This window comes from Stenotrophomonas sp. SAM-B, from assembly GCF_013387485.1.
Lineage (GTDB): Bacteria > Pseudomonadota > Gammaproteobacteria > Xanthomonadales > Xanthomonadaceae > Stenotrophomonas > Stenotrophomonas maltophilia_AA.
Genome location: NZ_JABBXB010000002.1, coordinates 641,116 through 660,037, shown reverse-complemented (window position 1 = coordinate 660,037; position 18,922 = coordinate 641,116). Strand labels below are relative to the sequence as shown.

The 18,922-nt window shown below is 67.6% G+C and carries 18 protein-coding genes; 6 read left to right on the top strand and 12 right to left on the bottom strand.

Annotated features, from left to right (window positions below):
- Nucleotides 1–7 precede the first annotated feature (7 nt).
- The 10 genes from flgJ to HH110_RS07105 form a co-directional block, all read right to left on the bottom strand.
- Nucleotides 8–1,222 (bottom strand): flagellar assembly peptidoglycan hydrolase FlgJ, encoded by a 1,215-nt coding sequence (gene flgJ, locus HH110_RS07150; RefSeq protein ID WP_176989017.1) that lies wholly within the window; start codon nucleotides 1,220–1,222, stop codon nucleotides 8–10.
- A 1-nt stretch (nucleotide 1,223) separates the two neighbouring features.
- Entirely contained in the window at nucleotides 1,224–2,342 is a 1,119-nt protein-coding gene (locus HH110_RS07145; protein ID WP_176989151.1) for a flagellar basal body P-ring protein FlgI, read from the bottom strand.
- Nucleotides 2,343–2,385: 43 nt separating this feature from the next.
- On the bottom strand, nucleotides 2,386–3,078 hold the full coding sequence (gene flgH / locus HH110_RS07140; RefSeq protein ID WP_176989016.1) for a flagellar basal body L-ring protein FlgH: 693 nt from the start codon (nucleotides 3,076–3,078) through the stop codon (nucleotides 2,386–2,388).
- A 22-nt stretch (nucleotides 3,079–3,100) separates the two neighbouring features.
- On the bottom strand, nucleotides 3,101–3,886 hold the full coding sequence (gene flgG / locus HH110_RS07135; RefSeq protein ID WP_102788470.1) for a flagellar basal-body rod protein FlgG: 786 nt from the start codon (nucleotides 3,884–3,886) through the stop codon (nucleotides 3,101–3,103).
- A 104-nt stretch (nucleotides 3,887–3,990) separates the two neighbouring features.
- Nucleotides 3,991–4,746 (bottom strand): flagellar basal body rod protein FlgF, encoded by a 756-nt coding sequence (locus HH110_RS07130; protein WP_176989015.1) that lies wholly within the window; start codon nucleotides 4,744–4,746, stop codon nucleotides 3,991–3,993.
- A 33-nt stretch (nucleotides 4,747–4,779) separates the two neighbouring features.
- Nucleotides 4,780–6,003 (bottom strand): flagellar hook protein FlgE, encoded by a 1,224-nt coding sequence (gene flgE, locus HH110_RS07125; protein ID WP_176989014.1) that lies wholly within the window; start codon nucleotides 6,001–6,003, stop codon nucleotides 4,780–4,782.
- 31 nt (nucleotides 6,004–6,034) lie between these two features.
- Nucleotides 6,035–6,721, bottom strand: a complete 687-nt coding sequence (locus HH110_RS07120; RefSeq protein WP_176989013.1) for a flagellar hook capping FlgD N-terminal domain-containing protein — start codon at nucleotides 6,719–6,721, stop codon at nucleotides 6,035–6,037.
- A gap of 26 nt (nucleotides 6,722–6,747) precedes the next feature.
- A complete protein-coding gene (flgC, locus tag HH110_RS07115) occupies nucleotides 6,748–7,155 on the bottom strand; it encodes a flagellar basal body rod protein FlgC (RefSeq protein WP_176989012.1) in 408 nt (135 codons plus the stop codon).
- 3 nt (nucleotides 7,156–7,158) lie between these two features.
- Complete coding sequence (flgB, locus tag HH110_RS07110; RefSeq protein WP_176989011.1) at nucleotides 7,159–7,554, bottom strand: flagellar basal body rod protein FlgB; 396 nt, start codon at nucleotides 7,552–7,554, stop codon at nucleotides 7,159–7,161.
- A gap of 147 nt (nucleotides 7,555–7,701) precedes the next feature.
- A complete protein-coding gene (locus tag HH110_RS07105) occupies nucleotides 7,702–8,646 on the bottom strand; it encodes a chemotaxis protein (RefSeq protein WP_176989010.1) in 945 nt (314 codons plus the stop codon).
- Nucleotides 8,647–8,751: 105 nt separating this feature from the next.
- On the opposite strand from HH110_RS07105, the gene flgA reads away from it, so the two are divergent.
- The 4 genes from flgA (at nucleotide 8,752) to HH110_RS07085 (ending at nucleotide 11,455) form a co-directional block, all read left to right on the top strand.
- Nucleotides 8,752–9,399 (top strand): flagellar basal body P-ring formation chaperone FlgA, encoded by a 648-nt coding sequence (gene flgA / locus HH110_RS07100; RefSeq protein WP_176989009.1) that lies wholly within the window; start codon nucleotides 8,752–8,754, stop codon nucleotides 9,397–9,399.
- 109 nt (nucleotides 9,400–9,508) lie between these two features.
- Nucleotides 9,509–9,811, top strand: a complete 303-nt coding sequence (flgM, locus tag HH110_RS07095) for a flagellar biosynthesis anti-sigma factor FlgM (protein ID WP_088435084.1) — start codon at nucleotides 9,509–9,511, stop codon at nucleotides 9,809–9,811.
- A 2-nt stretch (nucleotides 9,812–9,813) separates the two neighbouring features.
- Nucleotides 9,814–10,146 (top strand): flagellar protein FlgN, encoded by a 333-nt coding sequence (locus tag HH110_RS07090; RefSeq protein WP_172407607.1) that lies wholly within the window; start codon nucleotides 9,814–9,816, stop codon nucleotides 10,144–10,146.
- 85 nt (nucleotides 10,147–10,231) lie between these two features.
- Nucleotides 10,232–11,455, top strand: a complete 1,224-nt coding sequence (locus HH110_RS07085; RefSeq protein WP_176989008.1) for an ATP-binding protein — start codon at nucleotides 10,232–10,234, stop codon at nucleotides 11,453–11,455.
- Between the two features lie 141 nt (nucleotides 11,456–11,596).
- On the opposite strand, the gene HH110_RS07080 is transcribed toward HH110_RS07085, so the two are convergent.
- Nucleotides 11,597–13,348 (bottom strand): EAL domain-containing protein, encoded by a 1,752-nt coding sequence (locus HH110_RS07080; RefSeq protein WP_176989007.1) that lies wholly within the window; start codon nucleotides 13,346–13,348, stop codon nucleotides 11,597–11,599.
- Between the two features lie 4 nt (nucleotides 13,349–13,352).
- On the bottom strand, nucleotides 13,353–15,458 hold the full coding sequence (locus HH110_RS07075) for a PAS domain S-box protein (protein ID WP_176989006.1): 2,106 nt from the start codon (nucleotides 15,456–15,458) through the stop codon (nucleotides 13,353–13,355).
- A gap of 150 nt (nucleotides 15,459–15,608) precedes the next feature.
- Here HH110_RS07075 and HH110_RS07070 point away from each other — a divergent pair, with 150 nt between their 5' ends.
- Both HH110_RS07070 and HH110_RS07065 read left to right on the top strand, forming a co-directional pair.
- Nucleotides 15,609–18,392, top strand: coding sequence for an EAL domain-containing protein (locus HH110_RS07070; protein ID WP_176989005.1), 2,784 nt, complete (start codon nucleotides 15,609–15,611; stop codon nucleotides 18,390–18,392).
- Entirely contained in the window at nucleotides 18,389–18,916 is a 528-nt protein-coding gene (locus HH110_RS07065) for a hypothetical protein (protein ID WP_176989004.1), read from the top strand. Before HH110_RS07070 ends, HH110_RS07065 begins: the two co-directional genes overlap by 4 nt.
- Nucleotides 18,917–18,922 lie beyond the last annotated feature (6 nt).

Below are 18,922 nucleotides of genomic sequence, written 5' to 3'. Positions count from 1 at the left end.
GATTACCTCAACGACGGATGACACCCAGCCCGGTCGGGCTGGCGGTGCTGGCAAAAGTGCGGCCCAGGCGCTGGCCGGCATCGCTCACCGCGGCGACGGCGCGCTCGATGGTCGGGCCGCCGGCGATCGCGGCGATCTTGGCTGCGTAGGTCGGGTCAGTGGCATAGCCGGCGCGCTGCAGCCCTTGGGCGAAGCTGCGCACGTCGCTGCCGGCCTGCAGGGCGTTCTGGTAACGCGGGCTGGTTTTCAGCAGGCGCACGTAGTCGGCGAAGCTCTCGCCCACCGAGTTGTAGGCGCGGAAACTCGCGGTTTCGTTGCGGCGCACGCCGTTGACGTATTCGTGGGTGCCGCTGGTGGCGCGCTCGCCCTGCCAGCCATTGGCCTTGATCCCGAACAGGTTGTGCGAACTGTCGCCACCACTGCGGCGGACCAGCTTGCGGCCCCAGCCGGTTTCCAGTGCGGCCTGGGCGACCAGTGCCTTGGCATCCACGCCCAGTTCGCGCGCGGCCTGCTGGGCGTGACCCCAGATGCTGGCGACGAAGCCGGCCGGGGTATGCGGACCGAGTTCAGCGGCGGCGGTGGAGGCGGCCAGGCTGTCGACCGCACTGGGGCCGGCCGTCGCGGTGCGGTTGACGCCGCTCCAGCGGTCATCGGCCATCGCCCAGTCGGCCGCGGCCGGATCGGTTTCCGCGACCGCCGCGTACGGATCATTGCGGCCGATGGCCTCATGCATCTGGCTGCTCTCCCGGCCGGCAATCAGGTCCAGGGCGCGTTCCATCGGCTGCAGCACGGCGGAAGGCTCACCGCCACCCAGTTGCTGCAGCAGATCGACCTCGCGCGGCACCGACGGCGCGGCGCTGGCCGGCAGCGGCATGGCCGCGGCGGGTGCGTTGAGGCGGTAGGCGCGCAGGGCGGCGGCCGGGTTGAGCGTGGTGTCGACCGGCTTGGCCGCGTCGCCTTCGGCGCCGCCCAACTGGCGCGCGATCATGCTCGACAGGCCCAATCCACGGCCGCGGGTCATCGCGTCGGCGATCTTCTGGTCGTACATCTCGCGGAACATGGTGTTTTCGCCGGGGAACAGCGAATCGCCGAAGCTCGCCTCGCGCATGCTCTTGATCAGCATCTGCGCGAACTGGCCCTCCAGCTGGCGGGCGACCTTGTCGACCTTGGCCGGGCTGTTGGGCTGGGCGGGATTGAGTTCCAGGGCCGGTTGGATGCGCATGTCAGATCACCTCGAGTTCGGCGCTGAGCGCGCCGGCCTGCTTGAGGGCTTCCAGGATGGCGATCAGATCGCCCGGGGCGGCGCCCACGGCATTCACCGCGTGCACGATTTCATCCAGGGTGGTGCCGCCGTTGAACTTGAACATGCGGCTGCCATCGTTGGTCGCGGTGATGGTCGACTGTGGCGTGACCGCCGTCTGGCCGCCGCTGAACGCCCCCGGCTGGCTGACGTTGAGGTTCTCGTTGATGGTCACCGTCAGCGAGCCATGCGAGATCGCGGCCGCGCCGACGCGCACCTGCGAACCGATGACCACCGTGCCGGTCCGCGAATTGACCACCACCTTGGCCGGCGCGCTGCCTGGCGTGAGTTCCAGGTTTTCGATACGGGCCAGCAGACCGATGCGGGCGCCCGGATCGGACGGCGACTGCACCGACACGGTGACGCCATCGATGGCGCGCGCAGCGCCGTCGCCAAAGGCGTTGTTCAACGCCGCCACCATCCGCGAGACCGTGGTGAAGTCGTTCTTGTGCAGGTTCAGGGTGATGTCGCCGCCGCCGCTGAACACGTCCGGCAGGGCGCGCTCCACGGTGGCGCCGTTGGGAATGCGGCCGACGCTGGGCACGTTGACCGAGACCCGCGAGCCATCCTTGCCCTGCACCCCGAAGCCGCCGACGATCAGGTTGCCCTGGGCGATCGCATAGACCTGCCCATCGGCACCGCGCAGCGGTGCCATCAGCAGCGAGCCACCGCGCAGCGAGACCGCGTTGCCCACCGATGAGACGGTGATGTCGATCGGCTGGCCCGGCTTGGCGAAGGGCGGCAGTTCGGCGTGGATGGCCACGGCCGCCACGTTCTTCAGCTGTGGATTGACATTGGCCGGCACGTTGACGCCCAGTTCGCCGAGCAGGTTCTTCAGACTCTGCACGGTGAAGGGCGCCTGGCTGGTGCGGTCGCCGCTGCCATCCAGACCGACCACCAGGCCATAGCCGACCAGCGCGTTGCCGCGCACGCCGCCGACCTGGGCCAGGTCCTTGATGCGCTCGGCGGAAGCAGGCGCAGCCAGGGCGAACACGGCCAGCAGCGCCAGCACCGCCCGCGCCGTGTTGTAGCGCGACGCCATGCGTCGCTGCCCAAACAGGGAGAGAAAGAAAGTCATGTCAGGCTCAGTACGGCGACAAGGCCGAGTTGAAGAAGCGGCTCAACCAGCCCATCGCATTGGATTGGGCGATCGCGCCGCGGCCGCCGTAGACGATGCGGGCATCGGCAACACGGCTGGAGGGAATGGTGTTGTCCGGGAAGATGTCCGCCGCGCGAACGATGCCCTGCACCTGCACCAGCTCATCGCCACGGTTCAGGCGCAGGTTCTTGGCGCCCTGCACGACGAGGTTGCCGTTGGGCAGGCGCTGGATCACGGTAACGGTCACGCTGCCCTGCAGGCGGTTGCTCTGCGCGCTGGTGCCCTTGCCGGTGAAATCGCGCGAACCGGCGGCACTGGCGCTGAGAATGTCCTTGCCGCCCAGCGTCACCGGTGCACCGAAGATCGTCGGCGTGCCGATGCTCAGCTCCGACTCTTTCGAGGTGGAGGTGTTGGCGGTGGTCTGCGCGGTGGTGTTCTCGGTCAGGGTGATCGTGAGCAGGTCACCGACATCGCGTGCGCGACGGTCCGAGTACAGCTGCAGGCCCGGGCCGGCGGCGTAGATCGCCCCGGCCGTGGCCTGGGCCGACGGCGGCATGACCGGTTCGACCGGGGCCATGGCCGGGTAGGGACGCACATCGCCGGCGATCACGCAGCCACTCAAGGTGGCGACGATGACGGCGGCGGCGAGCAGGCGGAGGGTAGGGGCAAGACGCGACATGGCAGGTTCCCGGGGCGACCGATCAGACGTTCTGGTTGAGATAGCCGAGCATCGCGTCGGTGGTGGAGATCGCCTTGGCGTTCATTTCGTAGGCGCGCTGGGTTTCGATCATCGAGACCAGCTCTTCCACCACGTTGACGTTGCTGCCTTCCAGCGCGCCCTGCACCACTGTGCCCAGGCCGTTGAGGCCGGGATTGCCGTTCTGCGCGGGGCCGGAGGCGGTGGTTTCCAGGAACAGGTTTTCACCACGGGCCTGCAGGCCCGCGGGATTGACGAAATCGGTCAGGGTCAGCGCGCCGATTTCCACCGAGGCGGCGTCATCGGCCATCTTCACGCTGATGGTGCCGTCGGTACCGATGGTCAGCGACTGCGCGCCTTCCGGAATCTGGATGCCCGGCTGCACCGGGTAGCCGCTGTTGGTGACCAGCTCGCCATCCTGGTTGCGCTGGAACGAGCCGTCACGGGTGTAGGCCGAGGAACCGTCCGGCATCTGCACTTCAAAGAAGCCGCGGCCATTGACCATCACATCCAGCGCGCGGCCGGTCTGCTGCTGGCTGCCCTGCTCGAAATTCTTGGAGGTGGCCACCACGCGCACGCCGGTACCCAACTGCAGGCCCGAGGGAAGCTGGGTCTGCGCCGACGAGGCACCGCCCGGCTGACGGACCTGCTGGTACAGCAGGTCTTCGAAGCTGGCACGGTCCTGCTTGAAACCGGTGGTGTTGGTGTTGGCGAGGTTGTTGGAAACCACCGACATGCGCGTCTGCTGCGCATCCAGTCCGGTCTTGGCGATCCACAATGCCTGGTTCATGGCGTCATTCCTGTGTTGTAGCGGATGGCCGCATGGTGCGGCCCTTGCGAAGGGCAATGCATGGCGCGTGCCACAACTGCGCCGGGATTACGTCACCGGGGCGATCAGCTGCCGAGGCGCAGCAGGCTGTTGGCGCTGCGGGCGTTGTCGTCGCCGTGCTTGATCACCTTCACCTGCATTTCGTACTGGCGCTGCAGCTGGATCATCTGCACCAGCGCACCGGCCGCATCGACGTTGCTGCCTTCCAGCTGGCCGCTTTCCAGCGACTTGCCCTGGGCCTGCACGAACGCCTGCTGCGGGTCGGTGTTGCGCATCAGCCCGTCCAGGCCGCGCTCCAGTCGCGCATCCTCGGCCTGCACCACGCGGATGCGGCCGATGTTGGCCATCGTCTGCGGGCCTTCGCCCAGCGGAATGATCGAGATCGTGCCGTCGTTGCCGATGTCCATCGCCTGGTGGGGCGGGATCGCGATCGGGTTGCTGTTCTCATCCAGGACCGGATGGCCGCCGGCGGTCACCAACTGGCCATTGGGCGTGATCGAGAGGGCCGCACCGCGGGTATACGCTTCGCCGCCATTGGCGCCGGGCGCCTGCACGGCCAGCCAGTTGCCGGCCTGCAGGGACAGATCCAGCGGGTTGCCGGTGATCTGCTGTGCGCCCATGCGCCGGTTGAAGCCGGCGTCCACGTGCAGGGCATCCACGCGCGAGGCGTAGCCGGTCCCCTTGATCGGGAAGGCTTCGGTGTTGGCGAGCGCCTCCTTGAAGCCGGGGGTGTCGGTGTTGGCCAGGTTGTGCGACAGCGTGCCCTGCGCCTGCAGGGACGCACGTGCACCGGTCATCGCGACGTAGAGTGCCTTGTCCATCGGTGTTTTTCCCGTGTTGCGGTCAGTGGCTCATCAACGCAGGTTGATGATGGTCTGGGTGATCTGGTCCTGCGTGGAGACCATCTGCGAGTTGGCCTGGAAGTTGCGCTGGGCGGTGATCATGTTGACCAGCTGCTCGGTCAGGTCGACCGTCGAGGCTTCCAGCGAACCGGCCTGGATCTTGCCCAGGTTGGAGCTGTCCGGCGAACCGGTGCGCGGCGTGCCGGAGGCGAAGCTCTCCGTCCACAGGTTGTTGCCCTTGGCTTCCAGGCCCTGCGCGTTGTTGAAGGTGGTCAGTGCGACCTGGCCCAGCGGCTTGTCGTCGCCGTTGGAATAGCGCGCGTAGACGATGCCTTCCTCGGAGACGGTGATCTCGTTGAGCTTGCCTGCCGCGTAGCCGTCCTGCTGGGTGTTGCGCAGCGCGAACTTCTCGCCGTACTGGGTCGAACCACTCAGGTTCAGCGACATCGACAGCACGCCGGCGCCGGTGGTCGGGGTGAACGGATCCATCACGATCTGGCCGTTGGCCGGGCTGGTCAGTGCGCCGCCGTCGGAGAACTGCAGCGTGGTCGGGGTACCGGCCGCCTTGCCGTCCACATAGTTGTAGACCTGCCACTCGTTCGGGTTTCCGGTCTTCACGAAGTAGGAGGTCTGGGTGTGGCTCACGCCCAGCGAGTCATACACGGTGATGCCGCCGGTGGAGTGGTTGTAGCTGTTGGAATCGGTCGGGTCGAAGGTGTCGACCGTCGGTTCCTTGGCGTTGGCCGGCAGGGTGAAGCTGACATCGACCTTGCCGGTCTGCTTGGGCGGGCTGTCGGTGGTCAGCAGCTGCAGGTCGGTCAGGCGGCCGGCATCGAAGTTGGTGCCGTCGGCGTTCGGGGCGAACACCTGCAGGCGCGCACCCTGCGGGTTGGTCACATAACCGGCCTGGTCGGTCTGGAAGTTGCCGGCACGCGAATACACGCGCGCACCGTTCATGTTCAGGGTGAAGAAGCCCTCACCGGAAATGGCCATGTCCAGGCTGCGCCCGGTCTGTTCGTTGTTGCCCTGCGAGAACTGCTGGGCGACGTTGGTCAGGCGCACGCCCGAGCCGACCGCATTCTTGGAGAGGCCGTAGCTGGTGGCCGAGAACAGATCGGCGAACTCGGCGCGCGACTGCTTGAAGCCGGTGGTGTTGACGTTGGCGATGTTGTTCGCGGTGACGTTCAGATCGGCATTGGCTGCGTTGATGCCGGACAACGAGACGTTGAAGCCCATGGGATGCTCCTGTGGATGCGGGTGGGGCGGCTCAGCTGATGCGGAGCACGTAGTCGATCGGGGCCGTGCCCAGACCCTTGAGGTTGAGGTACAGGCCGTCCGTACCGACCGTGACGCTCTCCACCGGGGCCTGCACGTAGGTGTTGAGCTTGGTCTTGGTGCCGGCGGTATCGGTGTGCGAGGCCGCGATGGTGTAGGTGCCTTCGGCCATGCGGTTGCCGTTGGCATCCTTGCCGTCCCAGTCGAAGGTGACTTCGCCGGAGGCCTTGGCTTCCACGCTGATCTGGTTGACCTTGACGCCGTTGGCGTCAGTGATGTCCACCGTCACGAAGCCGGCGCCGGGCGCGGCGACCATGCCGGTGACATCGCCTTCCTTCTCCAGCGCGAGCTTCTCCGACGGCACCAGCACTTCGTGGCCGACCAGGGCCGCGCCGCGCAGGATCTGGTCGCTGGACATCGAATCCTGGAAGCCCTTGACCGTGTTGTTGAGGTCGGTGATGCCCTGGACCTGCGACAGCTGCGCCATCTGCGCGACCATCTGGGTGTTGTCCATCGGCTTGAGCGGATCCTGGTGGCGCAGCTGCTCGGTCATCAGGCGCATGAAATCGGCCTGGTCCAGGGTGCTCTTCTTCTTGCTGGTATCGCTGTTGGGTGCGTTCAGGCCCAGCGCGGTGTAGATGTCGCTGCTGTTCTGGCCAACGCCGTTGGTGCTGCTCATGGGAGTGGATTCCTGCGGTAAGAGGGTCAGCGACCCATGGTCAGCGTGGCCAGCGCCAGTTCCTTGGCGGTGGTCAGCATTTCCACGCCCGCCTGGTAATTGCGCGAGGTCGAGATCAGGTTGACCATCTGCGCGACCGGGTCCACGTCGGGCTGGTAGATGTAGCCGTCGGCATCGGCCATCGGGTGGCCGGGCTCGTAGCGCTGGATCGGCGCGGCGTTGCTCTGGCTGATCTCCTTGACCTGCACCGTGGTGATGTTCGGGTCGGTGCGGCTGGTCACCGACTGGAAGATCGGCTCCAGCGGCTTGTAGACCGCATCGGCCGAGCCGGCGACGGTGTCGGCGTTGGAGAGGTTGGAGGCGATGGTGCTCATGCGCACGGACTGCGCCTGCAGCGCGGAGCCGGCGATATCGAAGATGGGCAGGTTGCTCATGGCTTATTGCCCCGTGATCGCGGTGAGCATGGAGCGCACCTTGGATTCGACGAAGCTCAGCGAAGCACGGTATTCCAGCGCGGCGCGGCCGTAGGCGGCACGTTCGGCATCCGGGTCGACGGTGTTGCCGTCGATGCTCGGCTGCACGCCGTCCTTGGCGATCTGGAACGGGTTCAACCCGCCGCCGATCTCATAGTGCTTCTCGCTGGTGGTCTTCATCAGACCATTGGCATCCAGTCCCTGGGCGTTGCGCAGGGCGGCATCGAAGTCCAGGTCCTGGGCCTTGTACCCGGGGGTGTCGGCGTTGCTCAGGTTGCTGGCGATCAGCTTCATCCGCTGCTCGCGCAACGGCATGGCCTGGGCATGGACACCCAGATAGTTCGAAATCAGATTGGGCATGACGCACTCCCACGGGACGATGCCTGGGGCAGTGCAAGCGGCGTGCCAGAGGGGCGCCAGAGGGGAGGGGCCGGGTAGATCCACGCCTTGCGTGGATGTGACCCAAGCCAACCGGGGACGACGGACCGACGGCCAGTCGACCGCCGGTTACGCCGCCATCGCCACCTTGCGCAGGCGGTCCAGCAGGAAGTCGGCCAGTTCATGCGGGGAGTACTTGGCCACGAAGGCGTTCGCCCCGACCCGCTCGACCATCGCGTTGTTGAACACGCCCGACAGGGAGGTATGCAGCAGCACGTACAGGCCGGCCAGGCCCGGGTGACGCCGGATTTCCGTCGTCAGGGTGTAGCCGTCCATCGCCGGCATCTCGATATCGGAGATGACCATGGCGTAGCGCTCGGCGGGGTTTTCGCCCGACGCGTGGATCTGCAGCAGGTGGTCCAGCGCCTGCTTGCCGTCCGAGAGCAGGGTCGCCCCGACCCCCAGCTGGTCGAGCACGCTGCGGATCTGCTGGCGGGCCACGCGCGAATCGTCCACCACCAGCACCTGCATCGGCGGGGCATCGGCGGGCAGGGCCATGGAGGGGTCCAGCACTGCCTCGCCGCGGATCTCGGCAATGTCGGCCAGCACGCTTTCGACGTCGATCACCTGGATCAGTTCGCCCTGGAAGCGGGTGACCGCGGTCAGGTAGCTCGATTCAGCGCCCAGCTCCGGCGGCGGATGGATGTCCTCCACCGCGATGTTGACGATGCGTTCCACACCGCTGACCAGGAATCCCTGGATCGAACGGTTGAACTCGGTCACCACCAGATAGCCCGGCGCCTTGTCGGCATCGGGCTCACGCTCGGGGTGGCCGATCGCCAGGCCCAGGTCCAGCACCGGCACCGAACGGCCACGTACATCGGCCACACCGGCGAACTGGCTGGGCAGCCCGGGTACCTGGAACAGGCCCGGACGGCGCAGGACTTCCTGCACCTTGAAGACATTCACGCCAAAAAGCTGACGTCCACCCAGCCGGAACAGCAGCAGGGCCAGACGATTGTGGCCGGCCAGTCGCGTACGCTGGTCGATGCGGTTGAGCAGGTCATGGGACATGGGCTTGGTATCGGCGGCGGTGGCGATGACTTGAGCGCGGCGTACGCGCCGGTTCGGCATGCGGCTTGCATCGTGCTGCGCATGTTCCTTGCCCTTGGAGTGCCCATGCGTTCTCTTGTCTTTGCCGCGCTGCTGCTGGCGGCACCCGCCTGGGCGGCCGGTGCCTGGCAGCCGGTGGACAGCATCCGCCAGGCGGCGCTGGGCACCTTGCCGGCCGGCAGTGAAGGCGACACCACGCTGGACTCGGCCTTGCGCCTGCCCGCCTGTGGCCAGCCGCTGGCAGCCCAGCCGACCGGCACCAGCACCGTGGAGGTCAGCTGCCCCGATGCGGGCGGCTGGCGCCTCTTCGTGCCGGTAAAGGTGCGCCGCAACCAGACCGTACTCATTCTCAACCGGGGCGTGGCCGCTGGAGAAACCCTGTCGGCGGCCGATATCACTACCGGCCAGCGTGATGCGGCCCGGATCGCCGGTGCTGCGTTGGCCGATCCGGCCGCCGCCGTCGGCCGCGTGGCGCGCAGGACCCTCAGCGCCGGCAGCCTGCTCTCGGCCAATGATCTGGTCGCGCAGCGGCTGGTGCGCCGGGGCGACAGTGTCGCGCTGGTGTCGCGGCGGGGCGGGGTGGAGGTCCGGGTAGCCGGACGCGCCATGGCCGATGCCGGCGAGAACGAGCGGGTCTCGGTCGAGAACCTTTCCTCGCGCAAGATCGTGCAGGGCACCGTCGCGGCCAGCGGTGACGTTTTAGTGACGCGCTGAACACGATTGTGAATACGGGCCACATTTCCCGTAAAACCTGCAATATTCCCCTAAAGATGGCGCCCGACCGGCCGTTATCCCTTGTGAACCGCATTCCCAGGACAACTCCATGAGCCAGAAAATCGACGGCAACCTGCAGGCCACCGCCCATCTGCGCAGCGTCGCTCCGGGCAACAAGCCGAGCGTCAGCACCGATGCACCGGCCCGCCCGGTGGAAGCCGCTGACAGCCTGCGCCTGACCGGCGAAGCCACCAGCCTGCAGGCGATGCAGCGCGAACTGTCCACGGCCCCGGCGATCGACGCGGCCCGTGTCCAGGCCGTGCGCGATTCGCTGCAGAACGGCACCTACAAGATCAACCCCGACGCGATCGCGTCGCGCATGCTTGAGCTGGACCAGCAGCTGCAGGGATGAAGCTGGCGATGAGCGAGCCGCTGCAGCGCCTCAGCGATGCCCTGGACGTCGAACGCCAGGCATTGGTCGAGCATGACGTGCAGGCCCTGATCCGCGCGACGGGCGCCAAGCTGGAGGCCCTGCGGGCCCTCGAGGCGGCCCTGCCGCTCGGCCAGGCCGAGCGCGTGCAGGAGCTGGCCGAGCGCAACCGCGCCAACGGCGTGCTGCTCTCGCGGCGCCGCCGTGAGGTCAACTGGGCGCTGCGCCAGCTCGGCCGCAGCGAAGATGCGGCGGCGTACGATGCCAAGGGCCAGTCGCACACGCTCAACACCCGGCGGCCGCTCGCGGTCGCCTGATCTCCCCCGTCTGGCGGCCCCGTGCTGCCGATGTGAACGTCACCGCGTATATTGAGCGCCTGTTTCCTGCTGCCTCGATGTGACCGTGACCGTAACTTCCGCCCTTGTCACCGCGCCGTTGCCTCCGCACCCGGTCCTGCTTGCCCTGTTTGAACGGATCAAGGAGGGCGTGCTGCTGTTCCGCGAAGACGGCAGCGTGGCCCTGGCCAATGCCGCGGTCAGCGAAATTCTCGGCCAGGCCGAGCGCGACGCCGAGCTGACCCCGGCGCAATGGCTGCGCCAGCTGCTGCCGCCCGACGCGCTGGAACAGGCGCGCCTCAACGGCCACTGGAACGGCAGCCTGCCGGTCGGCGAGCGGATGGTCATCGCCCACGTCTACCATCACGACGATGGCGGCCAGCGGCATTACCTGGCGCTGTTCCGGCGCATCGAAGGCCAGGAAGACTACGAGCGCGAGCTGCAGCAGCGCCATGCCGAGCTGCGCCAGGCTTACCTGCGCCTCAACGGCACCCAGGAAAAGCTGCTGCAGTCGGAGAAGATGGCCTCGATCGGCCAGCTCGCCGCCGGCGTGGCGCACGAGATCAACAACCCGATCGGTTACGTGCACTCCAACCTGGGCAGCCTGCAGGAGTACCTGCGCAGCCTGTTCACCGTGATCGAAGCCTACGAGCGGGCCCTGCGTGCGCCGGACCCGAAGGCGCTGATCCCGGAAATCGACGACATCCGCCAACGCTTCGACATCGACTTCATCAGCCGCGACCTGCCGCAGCTGATGGCCGAATCGCGCGAGGGCATCGAGCGGGTGACGCGCATCGTGCGCGACCTGAAGGACTTCTCGTATTCCGGCCGCGATGAGTCGTGGAAGCTGGTCGACCTGCATGCGGGCCTGGAATCCACGATCAACATCATCTGGAACGAGCTCAAGTACAAGGTGACCCTGCACCGCGAGTTCGGCCAACTCCCGCTGGTGGAGTGCCTGCCGTCCGAGTTGAACCAGGTCTACATGAACCTGCTGCTCAACGCCGGCCACGCCATCGCGGACCGCGGCACGATCAACGTGCGCACCGGGGTGGACGGCGATACGGTCTGGGTGGAGTTCGAAGATACCGGCGGCGGCATCTCGCCGGACCTGCGCCAGCGCATCTTCGATCCGTTCTTCACCACCAAGCCGGTCGGCAGCGGCACCGGCCTGGGCCTGTCGATCTCCTACAGCATCATCAACAAGCACCACGGCCGCATCGACCTGGACAGCACGCCGGGCGTGGGCTCCCGGTTCCGGCTGGTGCTGCCGATCAAGCAGCCGCGCTGATAAGACACGGGTAGTGCCGGCCGCTGGCCGGCTCCTCGCAGCGATCGGACATGGGTAGTGCCGGCCGCTGGCCGGCTCCTCGCAGACATCAGCTATCCCTTGGAGCCGGCCAGCGGCCGGCACTACCGGGCCGCGCGCCTTTCAGTCGGCGGTCGGCGCGGCAGCCACCGGGGCGGTGTTGGCACGCCGCTGTTCTTCATGCGTGCGGAACGCCTGGTGGATGTGCTTGCGCAGTTCGTCGTCGTTCCACGGCTTGGTCAGGAAGCGATAGATCGCGCCGCGGTTGATCGCGTCGGTCACCGTGTTGAGGTCGGTGTAGCCGGACAGCACCAGCCGGATCGTATCCGGATAGAGCATCTTCACCCGGCCCAGGAACTCGGTGCCGCTCATGTCGCTCATGCGCTGGTCGGACAGGATCACCTGCACGTCGTTGATCGCCAGCAGGTCGAACGCATCGCGCACGTTGCCCGCGGCCAGGATCCGGTAGCCATCGCGACGGAACAGGCGCACCAGTGAGCGCAGCACGTTCTCTTCGTCGTCCAGCAGCAGCAGCGTCCGGTCGGGACGCGTCTCGGCGAAGGCCTCCGGGCGCAGGTAGCGCCGGCGCAGGGTCATGCCGGCCGCATCGGCCGACATCGGTTCACCGAACAGGTAGCCCTGGAACACATCGCAGTCGTTGCGGCGCAGGAAGCCGAGCTGTGCCTGCGATTCCACCCCGTTGGCGATCACCGTCATGCCCAGCTGGTGGCCCATGGCGATGATCGCGCGCGCGATGGCCGCTTCGCGGTTGCCGGCGGGCGCGCTCTTGATGAAGCTGCGGTCGATCTTGAGCTTGTCCACCGGATAGCGGACCAGCGCGCTGAGGCTGGAGTCGCCGGTGCCGAAGTTGTCCAGGCTCAGGCTGATGCCTTCATTGCGCAGGTTGACCAGGGTTTCGTGGACGAAGTTGACGTTGTTGGTCAGTGCGCTTTCGTTGATCTCCAGCGTCAGCATCTGTGCCGGGACGCCGGCGGCCTGCATCAGCGACATCACCTCGGCGAAGAAGTTGGGCCGCAGCAGCTGCAGGGTGGAGACGTTGACCGCGATGGTGAAGTCATCGAAGCCCTGGTCGCGCCACAGCTTGGCCTGCTTGAGCGCGCCTTCCAGCACCCAGGTGCCGATCTGCACGATGATGCCCAGGCGTTCGGCGGTGCGCATGAAGCGCTCCGGCACCAGCATGCCGAGGGTCGGGGACTGCCAGCGCAGCAGCGCCTCCATGCCGACCACGTGGCCGTCGCGGGCACTGACCAGCGGCTGGTAGCGCAGCTTGAGCTCGCCATTGGGGATCGCGTCGACAATCTGGCGCGCGATGATGCTCTCGCTGTGCGCGCTGGAGGGCGTGTCCACCGCATGGATGCGCACCGCGTTGCCGCCTTCGCGGGCCGCCTGGTACAGCGCGTCCTCGGCATGGTCGAGCAGGCGCGACACCCCGGTGGCATGCTCCGGGCACAGGCTCACGCCCAGCTTGCCGGTCATGAACAGCGTGTACGGCAACACCGACAGGGGCAGCTCCAGCTGCTGGCGGATCTCCTCGGCCAGGTCCTCCGGCAGCGGCATGTCCGCCGTGCGCGGCACCGCCAGCAGGAACTCGTCGCTGCCATGCCGCCACAGCTTGCCGCGGCCGCGCAGGTGGTGCTGCAGCCGCTGGGCGACCAGCACAAGCGCCTGGTCACCGACCTCGGCGCTCATGTTCTCGTTGACCGAGGCGAAGTGGTCGATATCCACGTGCATCAGCATCAGCGGCGTGCCGCCCGAGGCGGCTTCGGTCACCATCGCCTGCAGTTCGGGATTGCCGGCCCCCAGGCGGGGCGGGGCATCTTCGATGCTGACCAGGGGCAGAGAAGGGTTCCACATGAGCTCAGTGTTCCAGTGCGTCGTGAGCCGTCGCGCCGGTGGCGCGGTACGGCAGGTAAAGGTCGATCAGGGTACCGGCACCATGCGCCGATTCGATGCGCAGCGTGCCACCCACGCTCTGCGCGCGTTCGCGCATCACGATCAGGCCCAGCCCGCGCGGGCCGTCCGGGTCGAAGCCCTCGCCGTCGTCGCGCACCTGCAGGTGCAGGCCATGGTCGTCGACATCGCGCAGGTGCAGGTTGACCTGGCTGGCGCGTGCGTGGCGCAGTACGTTGGTGAGGCTTTCCTGGGCGATGCGGAAGCAGGCCTGTTCGATGTCGCCGGCCGGCCGCCGCGGGAGCGACTGGATATCCGGCAGCAGCTCGATCGCCGCCGAGCGGAACAGCACGCCGGCCTGCCAGCGCAGGGCCGCTTCCAGGCCCAGCGCGTCCAGTTGCGGTGGGCGCAGCAGGGTGGAGATGTCGCGCAGCTTGCCGACGGTCGCGTCGGCCAACTGGATGATCTGGGCCAGGTCCTCGTCGCGGCGGGCGGCATCCTGCTCGTCCTGCGCGGCATACGCGGACAGTTTCATCGCGGTGATCGCCTGGCCGATGTCGTCGTGCAGATCGCGCGAGATGGCCCGGCGCTCGTCTTCCTGCAGCGAGAACAGGCGCCCGGCCATGGCCTGCAGCTCGCGGTTGCTGGTTTCCAGCGCCTCGCGGATGCGCTCGGGCTCGCTGAGGTCGCGCACGATCAGCAGCTTGCAGTCGCGCCCGCCGTAGCGCACGTCGCCGACCGCCAGGCCGGCCTGGAAGGCGTGGCCGTTGAAGCGCCGCATGCCGATCACCTCGCCAGCCCCCGCGCTCTGCGGCGGCAACTGCGCGAACAGCTGGGCGCGCACGCGGGGCAGATCATCGGCGGTGACCAGTGCGGCCAGTGGCTCGCCCAGCAATGTGTTGTGGCCATAGCCGAACTGGGTGGCCGCGCACGCGTTGGCATACAGCACGTGCTCTTCGGACAGGATCACCACGCCGTCGGGCAGCACCCGTACCAGCTCGCGGAACTGTTCTTCGCGCTCGCGCAGCAGGCGCCGCGACTGCTCGCGCTCGGTGACGTCCTGCAGCGTGCCGAGCACCCGCGGGCGCCCGGCATCATCCTGGCCGCTTTCCGCGCGCAGGTGCACCATCAGGGCGCGCCCGTCCATCGCCAGCAGCGGCAGCAGCACATCGATCTGCACCGGCTCGCCGGAGCTCATCTCCTGCAGCAGCTGTTCGCTGAGCGCCGCCGTGGCCGGATCGGCCGGGACCAGCAGCTCGTCGAAGCGGTGCCAGCGCCGGGCCTCGGGCGGGCGCCGGCCGAGCAGGCGATAGACCTGGTTGGCGTAGCGGCCCAGGCCCGTGGCCGGGTCGATCTCCCAGGCACCGATGCGCGCCATTTCGTGCGCTTCCTCGACCCGGGCCAGGGCCTGGTCGCGGCGCAGCAGGGCCTGGTCTTCGCGGGTGCGGTCGATCGCGATCAGCAGGCGCGCGCGGCGGCCACCGTAATCGATGAAGTTGCTGCGCATCTCCATGCGCCGTGTGCTGCCATCGCTCAGGCGCAGATCGGCGGTGATCACGCACAGCTGCTCGGGATGGGCGCGGATATGCTCCAGCTTGGCTTCGAGCATCGCCTCGTGGCCGGGCGGCCACAACGCGGTGATCGGCATCGCGGTGAAGGCCTCGCGGCTGAAACCGAAGAACCCTGCGGCAGCCGGATTGACGTCCAGGATCGCCAGCGATTCCAGGTCATAGACCAGGATCGGGCCGGGGTTGCCCTCGAACATCTGCCGGTGGCGCGTTTCCGAATGCTCCAGCCGCGCGTGGGTATGCAGCACGTGCTGGGCCAGCGGGCGCAGCAGCAGATAGATCAGTGCGGCGCTGGCGACCACGAAGAACGTGCCCTTGATGGTCTGCCACTGCGCGGCCGTCTGCAGATCACCGGCCACCACCTTGACCGCCGCGTCGCTGCACAGGATCCAGACCAGGGCCAGGACCAGGTAGGCCACGACCACGCGCCACCGGTCGCGGCGCAGATCGCGGGCGAGAGGGGGTTCGGCAGCGCGTTCGGAAGGGCCTGGCAAAGGGGTGGACATGGGGCAGGGCGGGGCCAATCGGACAAGGCAAGCGTCATCTTACCTGCCCCGGGTGAGGATGCAGGGCGCGAGGGAACTCAATAATCCGCAGCGCCCGCCGTTAACGATTGCGTTCCCCGGTTGTCGGGTGCGTTATCGGAGTTACAGGGCGTGGACCAAGGGATTATCGCGAGTCTGCTGCAGCACCCATTGGCCTCGGCGCTGGTGATCCTCGACCGTGCCGGTCGTCCGATCGCCGCCAACCCGGCCGCGCGCGAGCATGGCCTGCCGGCCACGATCGCTGCATACGGCGAGGTACTGGAAGACCTGCGCCTGCTCGCCGCCGACGGCGGCCTGGTGCCCTGCCAGCTTCCCGGTGGGCCCGGCGGCCGGTTCGATGGGTGGATGCGCGCCGTGCACGATCCGGATGGGCACCTGCTGGCCTTCACCCTGAGCGTGCCCGAGCCGGTCGCCGCCTATGCGGGCAGCCGCTGGGAAGTGGCGCTGGACCATGCCGGGCATGGCCTGTGGGACTGGGACCTGCCCAGCGACAGCGTGCGCCGCTCACGACGCTGGGACGGCCAGCCCGTGGAAGACTCCCATGTCCGCGCCGAGGGCGTCAGCGCGCTGCTGGAGAACGTTCACCCGGATGATCAGCCGACGGTGCGCATGGCGATGGACGCGCACCTGCGCGGCGAGAGCGACGCCTATACCGCCCAGTTCCGCGCGCGCCATCCGGACGGCGGGTGGCGCTGGGTGCTGGACCGCGGCCGGGTGGTGACCCGCACCGCCGACGGGCAGCCGCTGCGCATGGTCGGCACCCATACCGACATCCAGGCCCAGAAGCAGATGGAAGCCCAGCTGCGCGAGCAGCAGGTGCACCTGCGCGAAGCCCAGCGCATCGCCAGCATGGGCAGCTGGTCGTGGGATCCGGAAGCACGCCGGTTCTGGTGGTCGCCCGAGTTCCGGGCGCTGCTGGAGATGGGCGAAGATTCCATGCACGGCCGACGTCACTGGCTGCGGCAGCTGGAGCCGCAATCGCGTGGACGGCTGCGCGGCGCCTGGCGCCGGATGTGGCGCGATGGCGCGGCGACCACGCTGGAGCTTGAGCTGGTCCGTGGCACGGGCGCGCTGCACCTGCGCGTGTGGATGCAGCCGCTGATCGGCCCCGACGGACGCATCCAGCGGCTGCTGGGCCAGGTCCAGAACATCACCGAACAACACCAGACCGACGCACTGATCCGCTGGCGCACCGAGCTGCTCAACCGGGTCTCCGCGCTGGGCCGCATCGGCGGCTGCGAGATCGAGGTCGGCACCCGCCACATGCAGTGGACCGAGGAGTGCTATCGCATCCATGGGCTGCGCAAGGAGCCGATCAGTCTGGACCAGGCGCTGGGCCTTTACACCCAGGACTCGCGCGACGCCTTCGAGGCGGCCCTGCTGCGCATCGCCGACGGCGGGCTGCCCGAGCAGCTGGATCTGTGCTTCTACCGCCAGTCCGGGCTGCGCATCTGGGTCCAGGTGCTGATCGAACTGGACAGGCGCGACGGCCTGCCGACCCGCTTCGTCGTGTTGTTCCGTGACATCACCCGCGAGCGCGAGGCCAACGAGCGCATCGAGCTGTTGGCCCATTACGATCTGCTCACCGGCCTGCCCAACCGGATGCTGCTGCGCGAGCAGACCGCCGACGCCATCGAGGAAGCCCGCGATCGCGGCAGCCCGCTGGCGATGCTGTTCATCGATCTGGACGGCTTCAAGACCATCAACGACACCTTCGGCCACGCCACCGGCGATGCGCTGCTGAAGGCGGCCGCCTCGCGGCTGCACCAGAGCCTGCGCAACAACGATCTGTTCGGCCGCTTCAGTGGCGACGAGTTCATCGTCGTGCTGCGTGACCTCGCGGCGCCGGAAGATGCCGGCCACGTGGCACGCAAACTGATCGCCTCGCTGGCCGAGCCGCTGCACCGCGGGGAAAGCACGCTGAAGGTCGGTGCCAGCGTCGGCATCGCGATGCTCGACGACAGCCGCCAGGATTTCGAATCACTGCTGCGCGCCGCCGATGCGGCGATGTACGCGGCCAAGGAAGCCGGGCGTAATACCTACCAGTATTACAGCCAGGACGCGCTGGCCAAGATCCAGCGCAAGCTGGAGATCGAGCACGCGCTGCTGGGCGCGATCGAACGCGAAGAGTTCACCCTGGCCTACCAGCCGTTGCTGCATGCCGAGAACGACCAGCCCCCGGCGATCGAGGCGCTGCTGCGCTGGCATCGTCCCGGCATCGGCTACTGCAGCCCGGCCGAGTTCATTCCGATTGCCGAGAAGTGCGGCGAGATCGTGCGGATCGGCGACTGGGTGCTGGCCGAAGCCTGCCGCCAGGCCGCCGCGTGGGACGCCGCCGGCCTGAAGTTCGACCGCGTGGCGGTCAATGTCTCGGCCGTGCAGTTGCGCGACCGCGGCTTCGCCGAGCGCGTGATCGATATCTGCCACGCCCACGGCTGGCCACCCCAGCGCCTCGAGCTGGAGCTGACCGAGTCCGCCCTGATCCGCGACACCGAAGTGCTGCGGCATTGCTTCGATGTCCTTGAGCGCCACGGCGTGCCGCTGGCGGTGGACGACTTCGGCACCGGGTTCTCGAACCTGCACTACCTCAACCGCTTCCCGGTCGGCCGCCTGAAGATCGACCGCAGCTTCGTCCAGGGCATGCTGCACGACGCCGGCACCGCCGAAGTCACTCAGGCGATCGTGCACCTGGGCCACGCGCTCGGCATGAAAGTCGTCGCCGAAGGCGTGGAGACCGAGCAGGAAGAGGCGATGCTGCGCCGCCAGGGCTGCGACGAGATCCAGGGCTACCTGTACTCCCGTCCGCTGGCGCCGCGCGATCTGGCGCAGTGGTTGAAGCTGGGGGTGTCATCGCTGCGTGCCGGTGAGCCGCCGGCCCTGGTGCATGTCGTTTGAGTGACCCCGCGCCGCCTGAGCCGACACTGCCACCGCGGCTATGGAACTGGCTGAACGAGTGGCTCAGCCACGCCAGCAACCGCAAGGAGCTCGCGATTGTTCAGTGGGCGATGACGGTCTCACTGATCGCATGCGGCATATGGGTTGAGCTTGATCGAAAGCTCCCTCCTGTGGCCTTTCTGGTCGTGGATGAATTGATCTACTTCGGCATCTTCTCGTTCATAACGAACGTGGCGATGCTGATCCTGCTGTACCGGCGGCGCGGTCGTCATAGCGACCGTTACAAGGCGACGACTGGGGTGCTTCTAATCGCGTCCGCATCTCTTGTCTACACAGGCTTGGAGGGGGTCTATGAGCGCAGCAGCTATCTGCTGGCCTCACCCTCGATTCCGTATTCGCTCAAAACACTGATTACTTTCATTGTTCCGGTGAAGCACCTCTTCGCCTTTGGCTTCGCGGCGATCGGCGCCGGAATCTTCTCCGGAATCGTCTCGCGCGAGCGCAGTGGCACGCCTCCGGCTTAGCAAGTG

What these genes read in the sequence shown, in the direction of transcription:
- flgJ (WP_176989017.1), bottom strand. Translation starts at nt 1,222, where the DNA reads ATGCGCATCCAACCGGCCCTGGAACTCAATCCCGCCCAGCCCAACAGC.
- HH110_RS07145 (WP_176989151.1), bottom strand. Translation starts at nt 2,342, where the DNA reads ATGGCGTCGCGCTACAACACGGCGCGGGCGGTGCTGGCGCTGCTGGCC.
- flgH (WP_176989016.1), bottom strand. Translation starts at nt 3,078, where the DNA reads ATGTCGCGTCTTGCCCCTACCCTCCGCCTGCTCGCCGCCGCCGTCATC.
- flgG (WP_102788470.1), bottom strand. Translation starts at nt 3,886, where the DNA reads ATGAACCAGGCATTGTGGATCGCCAAGACCGGACTGGATGCGCAGCAG.
- HH110_RS07130 (WP_176989015.1), bottom strand. Translation starts at nt 4,746, where the DNA reads ATGGACAAGGCACTCTACGTCGCGATGACCGGTGCACGTGCGTCCCTG.
- flgE (WP_176989014.1), bottom strand. Translation starts at nt 6,003, where the DNA reads ATGGGCTTCAACGTCTCGTTGTCCGGCATCAACGCAGCCAATGCCGAT.
- HH110_RS07120 (WP_176989013.1), bottom strand. Translation starts at nt 6,721, where the DNA reads ATGAGCAGCACCAACGGCGTTGGCCAGAACAGCAGCGACATCTACACC.
- flgC (WP_176989012.1), bottom strand. Translation starts at nt 7,155, where the DNA reads ATGAGCAACCTGCCCATCTTCGATATCGCCGGCTCCGCGCTGCAGGCG.
- flgB (WP_176989011.1), bottom strand. Translation starts at nt 7,554, where the DNA reads ATGCCCAATCTGATTTCGAACTATCTGGGTGTCCATGCCCAGGCCATG.
- HH110_RS07105 (WP_176989010.1), bottom strand. Translation starts at nt 8,646, where the DNA reads ATGTCCCATGACCTGCTCAACCGCATCGACCAGCGTACGCGACTGGCC.
- flgA (WP_176989009.1), top strand. Translation starts at nt 8,752, where the DNA reads ATGCGTTCTCTTGTCTTTGCCGCGCTGCTGCTGGCGGCACCCGCCTGG.
- flgM (WP_088435084.1), top strand. Translation starts at nt 9,509, where the DNA reads ATGAGCCAGAAAATCGACGGCAACCTGCAGGCCACCGCCCATCTGCGC.
- HH110_RS07080 (WP_176989007.1), bottom strand. Translation starts at nt 13,348, where the DNA reads ATGTGGAACCCTTCTCTGCCCCTGGTCAGCATCGAAGATGCCCCGCCC.
- HH110_RS07075 (WP_176989006.1), bottom strand. Translation starts at nt 15,458, where the DNA reads ATGTCCACCCCTTTGCCAGGCCCTTCCGAACGCGCTGCCGAACCCCCT.